This window comes from Mycobacterium ostraviense, from assembly GCF_002705925.1.
Classification (GTDB): Bacteria; Actinomycetota; Actinomycetes; order Mycobacteriales; family Mycobacteriaceae; genus Mycobacterium; species Mycobacterium ostraviense.
The window spans coordinates 1753549-1771572 of record NZ_NKRE01000001.1; the positions used below are offsets into that span (position 1 = coordinate 1753549).

At 68.2% G+C, this 18024-nt stretch carries 17 protein-coding genes; 11 read left to right on the top strand and 6 right to left on the bottom strand.

The window, feature by feature from the left end; all coding sequences use genetic code 11:
* The first annotated feature begins 5 nt into the window (after window positions 1-5).
* On the top strand, window positions 6-2345 hold the full coding sequence (locus CDN38_RS07910; protein ID WP_099319354.1) for a copper-translocating P-type ATPase: 2340 nt from the start codon (window positions 6-8) through the stop codon (window positions 2343-2345).
* A gap of 251 nt (window positions 2346-2596) precedes the next feature.
* Here the strand turns inward: CDN38_RS07910 and CDN38_RS07915 are convergent, their stop codons facing one another.
* The gene (locus tag CDN38_RS07915) at window positions 2597-3766 is read right to left on the bottom strand and encodes a M20 family metallopeptidase (protein WP_075512822.1); all 1170 of its coding nucleotides are present in this window, start codon (window positions 3764-3766) and stop codon (window positions 2597-2599) included.
* Entirely contained in the window at window positions 3763-4950 is a 1188-nt protein-coding gene (locus CDN38_RS07920; protein WP_075512823.1) for an amidohydrolase, read from the bottom strand. The genes CDN38_RS07915 and CDN38_RS07920 overlap by 4 nt, the downstream gene beginning before the upstream one ends.
* 114 nt (window positions 4951-5064) lie before the next feature.
* On the opposite strand from CDN38_RS07920, the gene CDN38_RS07925 reads away from it, so the two are divergent.
* Window positions 5065-5880 carry a purine-nucleoside phosphorylase gene (locus CDN38_RS07925; protein ID WP_075512824.1) on the top strand — a complete coding sequence of 272 codons (816 nt, stop codon included), beginning with the start codon at window positions 5065-5067 and terminating at the stop codon, window positions 5878-5880.
* Window positions 5881-5892: 12 nt separating this feature from the next.
* Window positions 5893-7473: a phospho-sugar mutase gene (locus CDN38_RS07930; RefSeq protein WP_075512833.1), complete on the top strand. Its 1581-nt coding sequence runs from the start codon at window positions 5893-5895 to the stop codon at window positions 7471-7473.
* A gap of 1 nt (window position 7474) precedes the next feature.
* On the opposite strand, the gene upp is transcribed toward CDN38_RS07930, so the two are convergent.
* Complete coding sequence (gene upp / locus CDN38_RS07935; RefSeq protein WP_075512825.1) at window positions 7475-8098, bottom strand: uracil phosphoribosyltransferase; 624 nt, start codon at window positions 8096-8098, stop codon at window positions 7475-7477.
* A gap of 120 nt (window positions 8099-8218) precedes the next feature.
* Here upp and CDN38_RS07940 point away from each other — a divergent pair, with 120 nt between their 5' ends.
* The 8 genes from CDN38_RS07940 to CDN38_RS30560 all read left to right on the top strand — a co-directional run bounded on the left by CDN38_RS07940 (window position 8219) and on the right by CDN38_RS30560 (window position 13942).
* Window positions 8219-9085 carry an alkaline phosphatase family protein gene (locus CDN38_RS07940; protein ID WP_099318884.1) on the top strand — a complete coding sequence of 289 codons (867 nt, stop codon included), beginning with the start codon at window positions 8219-8221 and terminating at the stop codon, window positions 9083-9085.
* 48 nt (window positions 9086-9133) lie between these two features.
* A complete protein-coding gene (satS, locus tag CDN38_RS07945; RefSeq protein WP_075512827.1) occupies window positions 9134-10459 on the top strand; it encodes a protein export chaperone SatS in 1326 nt (441 codons plus the stop codon).
* Between the two features lie 92 nt (window positions 10460-10551).
* On the top strand, window positions 10552-10815 hold the full coding sequence (locus CDN38_RS07950) for a PE domain-containing protein (RefSeq protein WP_142361249.1): 264 nt from the start codon (window positions 10552-10554) through the stop codon (window positions 10813-10815).
* 12 nt (window positions 10816-10827) lie between these two features.
* Entirely contained in the window at window positions 10828-11127 is a 300-nt protein-coding gene (locus tag CDN38_RS30545) for a nucleotidyl cyclase domain-containing protein (RefSeq protein WP_099318885.1), read from the top strand.
* A 434-nt stretch (window positions 11128-11561) separates the two neighbouring features.
* A complete protein-coding gene (locus CDN38_RS33515) occupies window positions 11562-12143 on the top strand; it encodes an ATP-binding protein (RefSeq protein WP_477497714.1) in 582 nt (193 codons plus the stop codon).
* Window positions 12032-13231, top strand: a complete 1200-nt coding sequence (locus CDN38_RS30550) for a hypothetical protein (RefSeq protein ID WP_477497715.1) — start codon at window positions 12032-12034, stop codon at window positions 13229-13231. The genes CDN38_RS33515 and CDN38_RS30550 overlap by 112 nt, the downstream gene beginning before the upstream one ends.
* 98 nt (window positions 13232-13329) lie before the next feature.
* Window positions 13330-13776: a hypothetical protein gene (locus tag CDN38_RS30555; protein WP_233026806.1), complete on the top strand. Its 447-nt coding sequence runs from the start codon at window positions 13330-13332 to the stop codon at window positions 13774-13776.
* Window positions 13763-13942, top strand: coding sequence for a response regulator transcription factor (locus CDN38_RS30560; RefSeq protein ID WP_233026807.1), 180 nt, complete (start codon window positions 13763-13765; stop codon window positions 13940-13942). The genes CDN38_RS30555 and CDN38_RS30560 overlap by 14 nt, the downstream gene beginning before the upstream one ends.
* Window positions 13943-14042: 100 nt before the next feature.
* Here the strand turns inward: CDN38_RS30560 and CDN38_RS07975 are convergent, their stop codons facing one another.
* The 3 genes from CDN38_RS07975 to CDN38_RS07985 all read right to left on the bottom strand — a co-directional run bounded on the left by CDN38_RS07975 (window position 14043) and on the right by CDN38_RS07985 (window position 17225).
* On the bottom strand, window positions 14043-14624 hold the full coding sequence (locus tag CDN38_RS07975) for a hypothetical protein (RefSeq protein WP_075512829.1): 582 nt from the start codon (window positions 14622-14624) through the stop codon (window positions 14043-14045).
* 229 nt (window positions 14625-14853) lie between these two features.
* A complete protein-coding gene (locus tag CDN38_RS07980; protein WP_075512830.1) occupies window positions 14854-15942 on the bottom strand; it encodes an adenosine deaminase in 1089 nt (362 codons plus the stop codon).
* Complete coding sequence (locus CDN38_RS07985) at window positions 15939-17225, bottom strand: thymidine phosphorylase (protein WP_099318888.1); 1287 nt, start codon at window positions 17223-17225, stop codon at window positions 15939-15941. The genes CDN38_RS07980 and CDN38_RS07985 overlap by 4 nt, the downstream gene beginning before the upstream one ends.
* Window positions 17226-18024: the final 799 nt, after the last annotated feature.

Below are 18024 nucleotides of genomic sequence, written 5' to 3' on the forward strand. Positions count from 1 at the left end.
GGCGGATGCGGGTTCACGTCGGCGGGTCCGGTTTCGACGGGATTCGAGCCGTCGCGACCGAGGAGACCGTCACCAGGGTGGCCGGTGTCCGGGCCGTTCAGGCATATCCGCGAACCGGGTCGGTGGTGATCTGGTTTTCGCCCGAGCACTGCGATACCGCGGCGGTGCTCGCGGCAATCGTTGATGCCCAACACATTCCGGCCGAGCTGGTGCCCGCGCGTGCCCCGCATTCAGCTGCTGAGCGCAACGGTGGCGTGGTCCGCAGGATCATCGGCCGGCTGCTCGGCCGTCCCGACGATGCCGCCTTGGATCGTGGCGGATGCGGCGAGGTTCAGGCCGCCTCGTGCCATGCCTCGCCCGGCGTGGATCCCGCGGTCGAGCGGCGGACTTGGTTGCGTCGGGTCTGGTTGGCCTGGCCGTTCGCGTTGGTGTCGGCCGGGTTGACGATGCTGGCCGCCCCGTGGGCGGGGTGGTTGGCGTTTGCCGTGACGGTGCCAGTGCAATTCGTGGCCGGCTGGTCGATTCTCAAGGAGGCCGTTGCCCAGGCCCGGGCGTTGAGCGCCAACATGGACACGCTGATCGCCCTGGGCACGCTGACCGCGTTCGGCTACTCCACCTATGAGTTATTCGCAGGCGGCCCACTGTTTTTCGACACCTCGGCGTTGATCATCGCGTTCGTGGTGCTCGGCCGCTATCTGGAGGCCAGGGCCCGGGGCAAGGCGTCGGAGGCGATCAGCAAGCTACTTGCCATGGGCGCCAAGGAAGCTCGGCTGCTCATCGACGGCGAGGAGCAGCTGGTCCCGGTCGAGCAGGTGCGGGTCGGGGACCTGGTGCGGGTGCGGCCCGGGGAGAAGATCCCGGTCGACGGCGAAGTCGTCGACGGACGCGCCGCCGTCGACGAGTCGATGCTGACCGGCGAATCGGTCCCGGTCGAAAAAGGTGTGGGTGACCGGGTTGCCGGGGCCACGGTCAACGTCGACGGATTGCTGACCGTGCGCGCCACCGCCGTGGGGGCCGACACCGCGCTGGCCCAGATTGTGCGCCTCGTCGAGCAGGCCCAGGGCGGCAAGGCCCCGGTGCAACGGCTGGCCGACCGCGTCTCGGCGGTGTTCGTACCGGCCGTGGTCGGTGTGGCCGCGGCGACCTTTGCCGGCTGGACGCTGCTGGCCGCCAACCCGGTCGCCGGCATGACCGCCGCGATCGCGGTGCTCATCATCGCTTGCCCCTGCGCGCTGGGCCTGGCCACCCCGACGGCCATCATGGTCGGCACCGGCCGCGGCGCCGAACTGGGGATCCTGGTCAAAGGCGGCGAGGTGCTGGAAGCCTCGCAAAAGATCGACACCGTCGTCTTCGACAAGACCGGCACCCTCACCCGCGCCCAGATGCGGCTCACCGACGTTGTTGCCGACCAAGGGGTTCAGGCCGACCAGCGCGACCTCGTGCTGCAGCTGGCCGCCGCCGTCGAATCCGGTTCCGAACACCCCATCGGCGCGGCAATCGTCGCCGGTGCGCGTGAGCGCGGGTTGACGATTCCGGCCGCCACAGAGTTCGCCAACCTGGCCGGGCACGGCGTACGCGCCGACATCGACGGCCGGCCCGTGCTGGTGGGTCGACGCAAGCTCATCGTCGAGCACAATTTGGCGTTGCCCGATCACCTTGCCACAGCAGCCACCGAACTCGAAGAGCTCGGCCGCACCGCGGTGTTCGTCGGCCAAGACGGCCGGGTCGTCGGCGTGCTCGCGGTGGCCGACACCGTCAAAGACGAAGCCGCGCAGGTGGTCGGTCAGCTGCACGCCATGGGGCTGCAAGTGGCCATGATCACCGGCGACAACTCCCGCACCGCCGCCGCGATCGCCAACCAGGTCGGCATCGACCGGGTGCTGGCCGAGGTATTGCCGCAGGACAAGGTCACCGAGGTTCGCCGGCTCCAAGACGAGGGCCGGGTGGTCGCAATGGTCGGCGACGGTATCAACGACGCACCCGCGCTGGTGCAGGCCGATCTGGGCATCGCGATCGGCACCGGCACCGACGTGGCCATCGAGGCCTCCGACATCACCTTGATGTCGGGCCAACTCGAAGGCGTCGTACGGTCGATCCAGCTCTCCCGCCGCACCCTGCGCACCATCTACCAAAACCTCGGCTGGGCCTTCGGCTACAACACCGCCGCCATACCCCTAGCCGCGCTGGGCATGCTCAACCCCGTCGTGGCGGGCGCGGCCATGGGCCTCTCCTCGGTCAGCGTGGTGACCAACTCCCTGCGGCTGCGCCGCTTCGACAGGCTACCCGCAGCCCCGAAGGAAATCCCGGAGCGATTGAACGCACCCGACGACACGCTCCCGGGTTAGGACGGCGCTGATCTAGCTAGCGGCCGGAGTTGCAGGACACAACTGCTCCCGTCAGCCACATCAGCCTCCACGGGTTCGGGGTGTTGGTTGCGCCCGGCTGTCAGCGACAATTCCGTTGCGCGCCTTGGCTTGTCGCTTGAACGCGGGCAGAAAGATGTGATTGCCGAGCCCAGGAGTTCGCCGGCTGGAGCACAATGCGCCCGGCCGCTCGGTGAAAAGTCCACTGGACCAGGAGATTTGGCAAAGGCGGATCAGAACGCTGCCGCCTGTTCGATCACGTTGACCAGCACCCGCAGCCCGATCGCCAGGGCCCGCTCGTCGAGGTCGAACGTCGGCTGATGCAGGTCCAATTGCGGCCCGTCGCCCGACCACACGCCCAGCCGCGCCATGGCCCCGGGAACCTCCTCGAGATACCAGGAGAAGTCCTCACCGCCGCCGGACTGCCGGGTATCGGCCAGCACGTCGGGGCCGACGGCTTCGATGGCGTGGGTCAGGATGCGTGTCGAGACGTCTTCGTTGACCACCGGCGGCACCCCGCGGTGGTACTGCAGGGTGTGCTCGATCGCCAGCGGCGTCAGCAGCGCGTCGACGGCGTGGCGGATGATCTCCTCCAGGTTCACCCAGGTCTGCCGGCTGGCGGTGCGGACAGTCCCGGACAGGATGCCGGTTTGCGGAATAGCGTTGGCGGCCACGCCCGCGTTGACCGCGCCCCAGACCAGCACGGTGCAGTTGCGCGGGTCGATGCGGCGCGACAGCACTCCGGGCAGGCCGGTGATCAGCGTGCCCAGGCCGTAGACCAGATCGGCGGTCAGGTGCGGACGCGACGTGTGCCCGCCCGGCGAATACAGCGTGATCTCTATCGAATCGGCTGCCGACGTGATAGGGCCGTGCCGGACCGCGACCCTGCCCACCTCGAGGCGGGGATCACAGTGCAAGGCGAAGATGCGCGACACCCCCGTCAGCGCCCCGGCCGCGATCGCGTCGATGGCGCCGCCGGGCATCAGCTCTTCGGCGGCCTGGAAGATCAGCCGCACCCCCACCGGCAACTCGGGCACCGACGCCAACGCCAGCGCGGTACCCAGCAGAATCGCGGTGTGCGCGTCATGCCCGCAGGCGTGCGCGACATTGGGCATGGTTGAGGCGTACGGCGCGCCGGTGCGCTCGGCCATCGGCAGCGCATCCATATCGGCGCGCAGCGCTATCCGCGGCTGATGTTCCGGGCCGAAATCGCACGTCAGTCCGGTGCCGCCGGGCAGCACTTTGGGGTTCAGGCCCGCGTCGGCCAATCGCTCGGCCACAAACTGGGTGGTGGCATACTCCTGACGGCCCAGCTCGGGGTAACGGTGGATATGCCGGCGCCAGGCGACCAGGTCGTCGTAGTGTGCGGCCAGCCACGACTCGGCGGTGTCGACGAGGCTCATCGGGCTGCCGCCCTGCGCTGCCGCGCAGCCAGCACCCGGTCCCGCTGGTCGGGGGTCTCGGCGAGGCGAACAACCGTGCGCGCCAACATGATTGCACCATCGACGACGGCGCAGTCGGCACTCGGGCCGGCCGCGGCCGCGGCGAAGGCGCGCTGGTGAACCGTGGCCCCGCCGGCCTCGACACCGATCACCGGATGGATCCCCGGCAGCACCTGCGTCACATTGCCCATATCGGTGCTGCCCATGGGCAGCCCTGCCTCGACGGCGGCGGGCACCGGGTCGCGTCCGAGCCGGCGCATTTCTTCTCGGCACGCGTCGACGAGCCATGGATCGGGGTTCAATTCCGCGTATGCGGTTGCGGCGGCGCCGATTTCGTATTCGCAGCCGGCGGCCAGCGCTCCCGCGGCGAAGCAGGCATACACCCGGCCCTCCAAGTCGCGCAGCGATTCCGAGTCGTGGGCGCGCGTCGCGTACTGCAGCATCGCGTGCCCGGGAATCACGTTGACCGCCTGCCCGCCGTCGGTGACGATGCCGTGCATCAGCTGCCCAGGCGCCAGTTGCTGCCGCAGCAGCCCGATAGCCACCTGCGCGACGGTCACGGCGTCGGCGGCATTGACTCCCAGATGCGGGGCGACGGCGGCGTGCGATTCCTTGCCGCGGTAACGCACGGTCACTTCGGACAGCGCCAGCGACCGGGCCCCGGCGATATCCGTCGGCCCCGGGTGCACCATCACCGCCAGCGCCACGTCGTCGAATGTCCCGGCCTGCAGCATCAGCGCCTTCCCGCCCCCGGACTCCTCGGCGGGAGTGCCCAGTAGGGCAACGGTCAGGCCGAGGTCGTCGGCGACCTCGGCCAGCGCCAGCGCGGCGCCCACCGCCGACGCCGCGATGATGTTGTGGCCGCAGGCATGCCCGATCTCGGGAAGCGCATCGTATTCGGCGCAGATCCCGGCCACCAGCGGCCCGTGGCCGAAGTCCGCCCGGAATGCCGTGTCCAATCCGCCGGCGGCCGCGGTGATCGCGAAACCCCGTTCGGCGGCCAGCGTTTGCGCTTTGGCGCAGCTGCGATATTCGGCGAACGCCAACTCCGGCTCGGCGTGGATAGCGTGGGAGAGTTCGACCAAGTCACTACCGCGGCGTCGCACCAACTCCTCCACGCGGTCGGCAGCGGTGAGTGCGGGCATCTTCGCAGTATCTCATCGACGGGGTCCGGTTCACTGGCGAGCAGACACAGAGTCGCATGGCGGCGCCGAGCGGCGTGCGACTCTGTGTCTGCTCGCGCTGGGTAGGCTGCCCGTGTGTGCGACCCGCTGCCGGAGCCCGGAGAACTCGCTCGGCACGCAGCGCAAGTCATCGCCGAGCGCACCGGGATCGGCCGTCATGACGTCGCCGTCATTCTCGGGTCGGGATGGTCTGCGGCCATCGCCGCGCTGGGTCGGCCGACGGCCGTACTGCCCCAGGCCGACGTGCCCGGGTTCGCACCGCCCCGGGCAGCCGGGCACGCCGGCGAGCTGTTGTCCGTGCCGATCGGTGATCACCGGGCGCTGGTGCTTGCCGGCCGCATCCACGCCTACGAGGGACACGACCTGCGTCATGTCGTCCACCCGGTGCGCGCGGCGTGCGCGGCGGGAGCACACACCGTCGTGCTCACCAATGCCGCCGGCGGGCTGCGGCCGGATATGCAGGTCGGTCAGCCGGTGCTGATCAGCGACCACCTGAACCTGACGGCGCGGTCCCCGCTGGTGGGGGCGCAGTTCGTCGACCTGACCGACGCGTATTCACCGCGGCTGCGGCAGCTCGCCCGCCGATCCGATCCGGGTCTGCTCGAAGGCGTGTACGCCGGCCTGCCCGGACCGCACTACGAGACGCCGGCCGAGATCCGGATGCTGCAAACGCTGGGTGCCGACCTAGTGGGCATGTCGACGGTGCACGAGACGATTGCCGCCCGCGCGGCGGGCGCCGAGGTGTTGGGCATCTCGCTGGTGACCAACCTGGCGGCCGGCATCACCGGTCAGCCGCTCAGCCACGCCGAGGTACTGGCCGCCGGCGCGGCGTCGGCGGCCCGGATGGGTGCGCTGCTGGCCTCAGTGATCGAGCGCATAGCGCGAGTCTGAGTCATGGCTTCCGTGACACCCGAGGAATGGATCGCCCACGATCCCGACCCGGTGACCGCCGCCGAGCTCGCCGCCTGCAGCCCCGGCGAACTCGCCGCGCGGTTTGCCCGTCCGCTCACCTTCGGTACCGCGGGGCTGCGCGGACCGGTACGCGGCGGGCCGGACGCGATGAACCTGGCGGTGGTGCTGCGCGCCACCTGGGCGGTGGCTCGGGTGCTCGGCGACCAATCCGGCCCGCGCTCCCCGACCGTCATCGTCGGCCGCGACGCCCGGCACGGCTCGGTGGCCTTCGCTACCGCTGCAGCGGAAGTGCTTGCCGCCAACGGCTTTTCGGTGCTGCTGTTGCCGGAGCCGGTGCCCACACCAGTCGTCGCGTTCGCGGTGCGCCGCACCGGCGCCGCGGCCGGGATACAAATCACGGCGTCACACAACCCGGCGACCGACAACGGCTACAAGGTGTACCTCGACGGCGGCATCCAGATCGTCTCGCCCACCGACCGCCGCATCGAAGCCGCGATGGCCACCGCCCCGCCGGCAGATCAGATCACCAGAAAGCCCGTCGAACCCGCGCACACCGATCTGCTCGACCGCTACATCGAGCGTGCGGCGGCGGTCCGCCACTCGACCGGATCCGTGCGGATAGCCCTGACCGCGATGCACGGCGTCGGTGGCGCGGTAGCCGTCGAAACGCTTCGCCGGGCCGGCTTCACCCACGTGCACACCGTCACGTCGCAGTTCGCACCCGACCCCGACTTCCCCACCGTCGCATTCCCCAACCCTGAGGAGCCGAGCGCCACCGATGCGCTGCTGGCACTGGCCGCCGATATCCGCGCCGACGTCGCGATCGCGCTGGATCCCGACGCGGACCGGTGCGCGGTCGGCATACCCGCCGAAACCGGTTGGCGGATGCTTTCCGGAGACGAAACAGGTTGGCTGCTAGGCGATTACATCCTGTCGCAACCCCCAGCAGGGCCTCGGACGGTCGCCAGCACGGTGGTGTCGTCGCGGATGCTGGCGGCGATCGCCGCCGACTACGGCGCGGTCCACGTGGAGACCCTCACCGGGTTCAAGTGGCTGGCCCGGGCCGACGCCGATCGGCCCGGCACCCTGGTGTACGCGTACGAGGAAGCGATCGGGCATTGCGTCGACCCCGCCGCGGTGCGCGACAAGGACGGCATCAGCGCCGCCGTATTGATGTGCGATGCGGCGGCGACGCTGAAACGGCAGGGCCGTTCGGTGCCGGACAAACTCGACGAGCTTGCCCGGCGCTACGGCGTCCACGACGTTGCGGCGGTGCCACGCCGGGTCGCCGATGCCGGCGAGGCCGATGCCGTGATGACACGGCTGCGCCATACCCCACCCGACCGGCTGGCCGGTTTTCCCGCGACCGTCACCGACATCGCCGACGCGCTGATCTTCACCGGCGGCGACGGCGACACCTCGGTTCGGGTGGTGGTGCGACCTTCGGGCACCGAGCCAAAGCTGAAGTGCTACTTGGAGGTTCGCTGCTCCGTGGCCGTCGACTTGGCTGCCGCGAGGCAGCGGGCCAGGCAGTTGCGTGACGAGCTGGTCGCCTCGGTGCGCGGCTGGTGATCTAGCGGGGGCCGAACTGGCGGTCACCCGCGTCGCCGAGACCGGGCAGGATGAACGCCGCGTCGTTCAGCCCGTCGTCGATGGCGGCAGTGAACAACCGCGCGTTCGGCGCCACTTTTTCCAGCGCCGCAATGCCTTCCGGCGCCGCGCACACACACAGCACGGTGATGTCGCTCGCCCCGCGGGACAACAGCAGGCCAACCGCGTACGTCATCGACCCGCCGGTGGCCAGCATCGGGTCCAGGACCATCACCGGTAGACCAGTCAAATCGTCGGGCAGCAACTCCAGATATGACACCGGCTGACGCGATTTCTCGTCCCGGCCGACACAGACAAAGGCGACATCCGCCTCCGGTAGCGCCGCATGCGCCTCGCCGACCATGCCCAATCCGGCGCGCAGCACCGGTACCAGCAGCGGCGGTTTGGCCAGCCGCACTCCCGTCATCTCCGCGAGCGGCGTGCGGATCGGGACCGGCTCGGTGGGCGCGTCGCGGGTCGCCTCGTACACCAGCGCCAGCGTCAGCTCATGCAACGCGGCCCGGAAGGCGGCGTTGCGGGTGCGTTCGTTGCGCAGCACGGTCAGCCGGGCCGCCACCAGCGGGTGGTCGATGACGTGGACATCCACGGGGTGTGACCCTATAACGATCGGGCTCACGCCGGCTGACACGCTGACTCTCGCGCTGCGGCGAGTCGAAGCCGCCCCTATACTCCGGGCGTGCGCGGGCTGCGAGGGTGTCTGGCGGGTATGGGTCGAGCTATGGCGGCCTTGGCTGCGGTGTCGGTGTCGGTGTCGGTGTCGGTGTGGGGCCAGGTCGGGGCTCATGACGGGGTGCAGCCGACGGCGGCGGCGCTGCCGATGTTCGCGCACGTGGTGATCGTGGTGGAGGAGAACCGCTCGCAGGCCAACATCATCGGCAACCCGGCGGCGCCGTTCATCAATGCGCTGGCCGCCAACGGCGCGATGATGGCGCAATCGTTCGCCGAGACGCATCCCAGCGAGCCCAACTATCTGGCGCTGTTCGCCGGCAGCACCTTCGGCCTGACCAAGAACACCTGCCCGGTGGACGCCGGCTCGACACCGAATCTGGCCTCCGAGTTGCTTGCCGCCGGGCACACCTTCGTCGGCTTCGCCGAGGATCTGCCCGAGGTCGGCTCGACCGTCTGCAGTGCCGGCAAGTACGCGCGCAAGCATGTGCCGTGGGTCAACTTCAGCAATGTCCCGCCAACGCTGTCGGTGCCGTTTACCGCATTTCCACAGCCGGAGAACTACCCGAGTCTGCCGACGGTGTCGTTCGTCATACCCAACGCCGACAACGACATGCACGACGGCTCCGTCGCCGCGGGCGATGCCTGGCTCAACCGCGAACTGTCTGCGTACGCCAACTGGGCCAAGGCCAACAACAGCCTGCTCGTCGTCACGTGGGACGAGGATGACGGCAGCAGCCGCAACCAGATCCCGACGGTGTTCTACGGGGCGCACGTGCAGCCGGGCACCTATAACGAGACCATCAGCCACTACAACCTGCTTTCCACCCTGGAGCAGATGTACGGCCTACCCAAGACGGGCAAGGCGATGAACGCTCCCCCGATCACCGATATTTGGAGCGGCTGAGCACTACCGGGCCGGGGCCATCGCCCGGCCGTCGCTATTCTGTGCCGCATGGCTGCTGACCTCGTGCCCATCCGCCTGGGCTTGTCCGACGGTGACCGCTACACGCTGTGGGCACCGCGCTGGCGTGACTCCGGCGACGAATGGGAGGCGTTTCTGGGTAAGGACGAGGACCTGTACGCCTTCGAGAGCGTGGCCGACCTGGTCGCATTCGTCCGCGGCAACACCGACAACGACCTGGTGGACCACCCGGCGTGGCAGGAGCTGACCGAGGCGCACGCGCACCACTTCGATCCGGACGCCGACAAGGCGTTCGATCTGGTGGTCGTCGAGGAGCTGGTGGCCGAAAAGCCGACCGAGGAGTCGGTGGCCGCGTTGGCCGCGACGCTGGCGATCGTGTCATCCATCGGATCGGTGTGCGAACTGCCGGCGGTGTCGAAGTTCTTCAACGGCAATCCGACGCTGGGCACCGTGTCGGGGGGGATCGATTACTTCACCGGTAAGGCCGGCCAGAAACGCTGGAACGCGATCGCTGAGATCATTGCCCGCAGCTGGGACGACGTGCTCAAAGCCATCGACGACATCGTCAGCGTTCCCGAGGTCGACGCCGACCTGGCGGCCAAGGCCGCCGACGAATTGGCCGAGGAGCCCGAGGAACCGGAAGTGGCGGAGACCGAGGGCGACGAGGGGGAGGCTGTTGACGAGCCCGCGGCTGCGGAGTCGGCCGGCCAGACCGACACCGACGACAGCGACGCCGACCTCCACGACGAAGACGCCGAAGAAGAAGCCGAAGAGGATGAAGCCGCGGCAGCCGTCGTTCTGGGTAGCGACGAGGACTTCTGGTTGAAGGTCGGCATCGACCCTGTCCAGATCATGACCAGTGCCGGCAGCTTCTACACCCTGCGTTGCTATCTCGATGATCGCCCGATCTTCTTGGGCCGCAACGGTCGCATCAGTGTGTTCAGTTCCGAGCGGGCGCTGGCCCGCTATCTTGCCGACGAGCACGACCACGACTTGGCGGACCTGAGCACCTACGACGACATCCGTACCGCGGCCACCGACGGCTCACTTGCGGTGCAAGTCACCGATGACAATGTCTACGTGCTGACCGGGCTGGCCGACGATTTCGCCGACGGACCTGACGCCGTGGATCGTGACCAGCTGGATCTGGCGGTCGAGTTGCTGCGCGACATCGGCGACTACTCGGAGGAAAGTACCGTGGACAAGGCGCTCGACCCGGGCAAGCCGCTGGGCAAGTTGATCGCCTACGTGCTCGAGCCCGACTCGGTCAGCAAGCCCGCGGGCCCGTATGCCAAGGCGGTACGCGAATGGGAGCGGGTGGAACGGTTCGTGGAGTCGCGGCTTAGGCGCGAATAGCGTTCTCGAGCCGGTGACGGCAGGCGCGAATAGGCCGTCAAGTTTAGGATCATCGCCTGACGTTTGTCTGCGCGCGGGGAGTGAGGTCTCAGATGATGGTGTTTGCGGTGGAGCCGGCTGTGGTGGGGGCTTCGGCGATGACGCAGGCGGGGTTGGCGGCGAGGCTAGGTGCTGGGGTGGCCGCGGCTGCACCGACGTTATCGGCGGTGGTGCCGGTGGGCGAGGATGCTGATTCGGCGGCGTGCGCGGCGGTGGTGGACGGTGGCGCGCGGGTGTTTTCTGACGCCCAGTCGATGGCCGGCGCAACAATGGCGGTGGCTAGTGAGGCGATGCGCGCGGTGGCCCTGAGCCGGTAGCGGTTAGCGGGTGTGGTGGTGCATCCCTGGCCGGCGTTTAGCCCGGAGGCCGACAGCTTCGTGGCGGCGTTCGGGCGGGCGGCCGACGCGGTGGCATGCGCGCTGCAATTACAGCGTGCGCAACTGCCGCCGATTCGGCTGCGCGTCGGCGTTCACACGGGCGACGTCCAGTTGCGCGACGACAGCAACTATGTCGGCCCGACGATCAACCGTGCGGCGCGGCTGCGTGAGCTGGCCATGGCGGCCAGACACTGCTGTCCGCCACCACCAGCGACATCGTCATCGACGAGCTCCCGGCCGATGCCTGGTTGATCGACTTGGGAATCCAACCGCTGCGCGACCTGCCACGCCCGGAACGGGTGGCGCAGTTGTGCCACCCCCAGCTGCGTAACGAGTTCCCTGCGCTACGAACTCCGAAAAACCTTGTGAACCAACGGCTTCCAGTGCAGCTCACAGTTTTGTGGGCCGCGAGCGGGAAATGGCCGAGGTGGCCCGGCTGGTGACGGAAAACCGGCTGGTGACGCTGATCGGTGCCGGCGGCTTCGGCAAGAGCCGCCTGGCCATCCAAGTGGCGTCACAACTGACTTCTGAGTTTCCCGACGGTGTGTGCTACGTCGATCTCGAGCCGATAACCGATCCCGATATGACGCCGATCCTGCTTGCTCGCGCGTCGGGCCTGTCCGACCAGTTGGGCCGCTCAACGGCCGATGCGGTGCTGCGCTACCTGGCCGAGCGGGAGATGCTCATTGTCTTCGACAATTGCGAGCACCCTGCTCGACGTGGGCGCCGGCCAGGTCAATGCGCTGCTGCAGACCTGCCCCCGGGTGACGATATTGGCGACCAGCCGCGAACCGATCAAGGTGGCGGGCGAGCTGACCTGGCGGGTTCCGTCGCTGTCCGTGGCCGACGCGACCGCATTCTTCGCCGACCGTGCCCTGCTGGCCCGGCCCGACTTCGTCATCGACGACGACAGCGCCGCCATGGTGCGGCAAATCTGCCGGAGGCTGGACGGCATGCCGCTGGCGCTCGAACTCGCCGCCGCGCGGGTGCGGTCGCTGTCGCTGTCCGACATCATTGCCGGCCTCGAGGACAGCATCCGGCTGCTGACCGGCGGGGCGCGCACCGCGCTGCGCCGCCATCAGACCCTGCGTGCATGTTGGACTGGTCCTATGGGTTGCTCAGCGAGCCGGAGCGGATCTTGCTGCGACGACTCGGGGTGTTCGTCGGTGGATTCGACCTCGACGCGGCGCTGGCGGTGGCCGGCTTCGGTGAGCTGCCGCGTCACCAAGTGCTCGATGAGTTGGCGCTGCTGGTTGACAAGTCGCTGATCTGGGCAGATAGCTCGCAGGGTCGCACCCGGTACCGGCGGCTCGAGGGAGTCGGCCAGTACGCGATGGAAAAGCTCGCCGAGGCCGGCGAAACCGACGTCACCCGAAAGCGATACTGCGACCACTACATGGCGCTGGCCGCGCTGCTCGACAGCCCTGGGCGCACGGACTATCAGCAGCTTCTCGACCCGGCCGAAACCGAACTGGACAACCTGCGGGTGACGTTCCTGTGCTGCCGCGAATACTGCGACTTGGAGTCCGCGCTGGCGTTGACGTCGTGGCTGCAGCCGCTGTGGCTCAGCCAGGGCCGTATCCGGGAGGGGCGAACCTGGTTCGAAACCATCCTCGTCGAGCCAGACGCGCACCATGGGCAGGTGAGCGCCGCAGTGCGGACGCGCGCGCTGGTGGACAAGGCCGTGCTCGATATGTTCATCGACCCTCGCAGCAGCGTGGACGAGGCTCGGCACGCGTTGGCCATCGCTCATGAAGTCGATGACCCGGCCCTGCGGGCGCGCGCACTCACCGCCTGGGGTTCGACGGCCGGATTCAGCTACCGATCCGATGCCGCCCGACAGTACTTCGCGGAAGCGACCGACATTGTCCGCGCCTTGGACGACCGGTGGACACTCAGCCAGATCCTGAGTTGGCAGAGCAATGCCGCCGTGGTATCCGGCGATACGATGACCGCGCGCGCTGCGGGCAGCGCCGGACGCGATGTGGCCGACGAGATCGGCGACCGGTTCGGCGCGCTACGGTGCCGGTTGAGCCTGGCGTTCGCCCAGCTGTGGCAGGGCGAACTGGCCGGAGCCGTCGCGCAGTTCAGCGAGCTGGCGGAACAGTCGCTGGAGGCCGATGCTGACGTCCTCACCCCGCTCATCCTGAAGGGATTGGGTGATGCGCACGCGTACCGGGGTGACGTGAGCGCCGCGTGGGCAGCGGGCGAAGCGGCGATCGAAGGCGCCGGAGACGGCAGCGAATACTTCCTCGGCCTCGGCTACGCGACGTTGGCGATCGCGGCTTTCGCCGGCGGCGACATCGACTCCGCGCGCGATGCGAGCACCAAGGCGTGGCAGAACGTGAAACTGTAACCCCATGTGGCGAATTATCTGCGTCCCACCAAAGCCCGGATCTCGTTGGGAGCGGGGATGTCGCCGCAGCGCGACACTTCGCCGACGAGGCCGCCTCGGTGCTGTCGGGCTGGCATCTGGCGCTGGCGCTGACCAGCCGCGCCCGGGTGGCGATGGCACAAGGCGAGCCGGAACAAGCCGAGCGCGACGCCCACGACGCACTGACGGTTGCGGTCGAAACATGCGCACACAATTGCATCCCCGACATCCTCGACTGCCTGGCCGCCATGGCGGTCGGGCACGACAGCCACCGTGAGGCCGCCCCCCTCTACGGCGCGGCGGAGTCCATGCGGCAACGCCTGGGCGCCAAACGGTTCAAGAGCTACGACTCAAGCCATGCGGACTCGGTGGCATTGCTGCGTACTGCACTGGGCAGCAAGGAGTTCGACAGCGCATGGGCAGAAGGCACCGCACTGTCCAGCGACGAGGCGATTGCCTACGCGCAGCGCGGACGCGGCGAACGCAGGCGGGCAGCGACCGGTTGGGAATCCGTTGACGCCGGCTGAACGTGAGGTGGTCAGCCTGGTGGGCGAGGGCCTTTCCAACAAGGACATCGCCGCACGGCTGTTCGTTTCGCCGCGTACCGTGCAAACCCACCTCACGCACGTGTACACCAAGCTCGACCTCAACTCCCGGGTGCAACTCGTCCAAGAGGCGGTGCGGCATTCGTAGCGCTGCGGCAAGAATTGCACGGTCCGGCTTCGACGTTGAGCTGGCTGTTGCCGTAGCCCGACAATCACCTCGTCGGCGAATGTGCTGTGGCACAACGGAATCAGTCGTCGATGTGCAGATACGCCCGGCCGCGCGGCGACAGGCGATAGCCGACGTCGAGGCTGATGGTCAAGCCCAATTCCTTGAGCCGCCGCACCCGCCGCTTGAACCGAGGGACATCAAGTCCCTCGCCGACCGCCAGGTTCGGCGCCCGCACCGCCTCATTCTCGGCGATCAGCCGAAGATACCGCCCGGTCCACGGGCCAGTCGCGCTGGCAGCATCCAAGCGGTCAAGGCGGGACCTGATCGCAGCCGCGTCAGCTGCGGTCAACACGCTCTCCGCGGCCAACGCCCGGCGCTCGTCGGGGCCGACGAATGACACGGTGATGAGGTAGGTATGGCTCGCCGACCTGCTGTCCAGCTGGGCCTGAGCCGTCGCAGCATCGAAGTAACCCGCAGCCCGCGCCTGTTGGTCGCTGACTTGGTAGTCGGGTGCGCATTCCTGCACGTCATCGATACGGATCGTGCCGGCCACTGTGCGCTGGGTGCCTCCCGGCTTGATGCTCGCGGCATCCCACCGGCGCAGCACCAGGCTGATTCGGCCTTCCGCAATACCCTCGGCGGTAGCACGGTCGAGCAGCATAGGTGCGATGTTAGGCCGGGCCGGCTGCTCAGCACCAACGTCGACGGACCAGCCTCATTCCACAACCATTGGGCGCCAGTGCTTTTGTCACTACTTTGCGCGCCGGCGGGCACCCATTCGCGGGACGGCAGCGGCACCGCCGGTTAACGCATTCGGCATCCGAGTCGCAAAAGCGCTGTCACATGCGCTATCACCGTCCGACGCACCTGCCCCGTCCGGTGCCGATCAGCTACCCGATCAACACGGCGAACCGCGGTTTGATCACCTCGTCGATGATCTCCAGCCGCTCGTCGAACGGAATGAACGCCGACTTCATCGCGTTGATGGTGAACCGTTCCAGGTCACTCCAGCCGTAGCCGAAAGTCTCCACCAGGCGGTGCATCTCCTGGCTCATCGACGTGTCGCTCATCAGCCGGTTGTCGGTGTTGACGGTCACCCGGAAACGGGTGCGCGCCAACAGGTCGAACGGGTGCTCGGCGATGCTGGCCACCGCGCCGGTCTGCACGTTGGAACTGGGGCACAGCTCCAGCGGAATCCGCTTGTCCCGCAAGATCGATGCCAACCGGCCCAGTCTGACACCGCCGTCGGGGCCGACGTCGATGTCGTCGACGATCCGCACCCCGTGGCCCAGCCGATCCGCGCCGCAGAACGCGATCGCCTCATGGATGGACGGCAACCCGAAGGCCTCGCCGGCGTGAATCGTGAAGCGCGCGTTGTTGTCTCGCATGTACTCGAAGGCGTCCAGGTGCCGCGTCGGCGGGTGGCCGGCCTCGGCGCCGGCGATGTCGAAACCCACAACTCCCTTGTCCCGGAACCGGATTGCCAGCTCGGCGATCTCCCGGGACACTGCGGCGTGTCGCATCGCGGTGACCAGACAGCGCACCTTGATGGACCGGCCCGCGCCGGCGCACGCCTTCTCGCCTGCGGCGAACCCGGCAAGCACAGCGTCGACGACCTCGTCGAACGACAACCCGCGATCGATGTGCAGTTCGGGAGCAAAGCGCACCTCGGCATAGACCACCGAATCGGCGGCAAGGTCTTCCACACATTCGAAGGCGACCCGATACAACGCCTCGGAAGTCTGCATCACGGCCACGGTGTGCGAGAACGGCTCCAGGTAGCGTTCCAGCGAGCCGCTGTGCGATCGGGTCCGAAACCACGTTGCCAGCGTGTCGACGTCGGTGGCGGGCAAGTCGTCGTATCCGATCTGGCCGGCGATGTCCAGCACGGTTGCCGGGCGTAGCCCGCCGTCGAGGTGGTCGTGCAGCAGGGCCTTCGGTGCCTGCCGAATCATCTCCCACGTGAGCGCAGTGGTCATCGGGTGATCCGATCGATAATCAGGGGCCGCGGAGCCGGCCCGGCCTCCCCGACGCTCCAGCCACCGTCGAGTATGGCCAGCGCCGGGCCGAAGCGTTCGGGAGTGTCGGTGTAAAGCGTGAACAGCGGCTCGCCGGCCACCACCGGTTCCCCGGGACGACGATGAATCCTCACCCCCGCCCCGTGCTGCACCCGGGCCCCCGGCCGGGATCTGCCCGCGCCGAGCCGCCAGGCCGCCAAACCCACCGCCATCGCGTCGATGTCGCCCATTGTGCCTCTCCGGTCGGCTGTGACGGTTTCCGAACACCGACCAATCGGCAACGGTTTCGACAAATCGCCGCCCTGAGCGGCGACCAGCCGGCGAAACCGGTCCATCGCGCTGCCGTCACGCAGCGTCTGTGCCGGGTCGCGGCCGTCGATCCCGGCGAGCTGCAGCATCTCGCCGGCGAGCCGCACGGTCAGCTCCACGACGTCGGGCGGTCCGCCGCCGGCCAGCACTTCCAGGGCCTCGGCCACCTCGAGCGAGTTGCCCACGGTGCGCCCCAGCGGCGAGTTCATGTCCGTCAGCAGCGCGCGGGTGGGCACGCCATGCGCGGCACCCAGGTCCACCATGGTGTGCGCCAGTTCGCGGGACTGCGCCTCGGATTTCAGAAAGGCCCCGGCACCGACCTTCACGTCGAGTACCAGTGCGCCCGCTCCCTCGGCCAGCTTCTTGCTCATGATCGAACTGGCGATCAGCGGCAGGGATTCGACGGTGCCGGTGATGTCGCGCAGTGCATAGAGCTTGGCGTCGGCGGGGGCCAACTCGCCGGCCGCGAAGATGGCCGCACCGACGTCGCAAAGTTGTTGGCGCACCCGTTGATTGGATAGCGTCGCGGTGAACCCGGAGATGGATTCCAGTTTGTCCAGAGTGCCGCCGGTATGGCCGAGTCCCCGGCCTGCCGCCTGCGGCACCGCCGCGCCACAGGCGACGACGACGGGCACCAACGGCAGGGTGATTTTGTCGCCTACCCCGCCGGTGGAGTGCTTATCCACGGTCGGCAGCCGCAGCTCGGCGAAATCCATCCGGGCACCCGAGAGCAGCATCGCCGACGTCCATCTGGCGGTCTCGCCGGAGTCCATGCCGCGCCAGAAAATCGCCATCAACAAGGCCGACATCTGTTCCGGGGCGACCCGGCCGTCGGTGAAGGCCTCGATGACCCAGTCGATGGCGGCATCGGATAACCGACCACCGTCACGCTTGGTCCGGATTACCGTCGGCGCGTTGAATTCGAAGTCCGTCAAGAGGATTCCTCGGTCAGACCGGGCCGACCCGCGCGGGGTCGCCCAGCCGGCTGGTCGGTGCGCAGCGCGGGACGGTCGGCAATCGGTGCCGGGCCGGTACCCGCAACCACGAGGACGGCGGATACGCTCCGGTTGCTTCGTCGTTTACCTTGTCCCGCAGCAGCTTCCAACAGCTCATCGTCGAGCACGCGATAGAGGGTACCTCGCCCGACGTGCACCCGTTCTCGTCTCATACGCCCGATTCGCAGATCGGCACGGCGGGTGACTAACTTCGCGGCGGGCAACCGCGATGGCCCGATCGGGTATGGTCGGGGCTCGAAGCCGGCTTGGATGCTGGTCAGGTACCACGAGTAGGTGACCGGCTCCGGGGTTCTCGTCTTGGCTCGCGAATCGGGATTGGCAGTGGCCGCGGCGGGTTGAGCTATTGCGTTGCGTGCGGGGATCGGGCGGGCCGGTGTTGGCCCGGTGTTGAGTTCCTAAAGGGAGTCAAGCGACTCGGGTGGGTTTTATGCTGGGTTTGACGGGCCGGTGAATTGGAGCGCTTGGCAACTCCTGTTGTTCCCGGCTCGTCCTGCCTTTGCGGCGTTGGGATTGGCGGGTGTTGGCGGCGTTGATGCGGGTTTGTTTGTCGACGGTATGGTGGGTGCGGACGATGCGGCGTCCTTCCTCGGCGGTGATGACGGCCGTCGGTGTCGCGCACGGTGTGAACTACCCCAGGTATTGTTCCTAGTCGGTTGCGAGGGCCGGGTTTGGCTGGCTCGCAGGGTGTGAGGCGCCGGTGAGGGCGGCCTCGTACTCG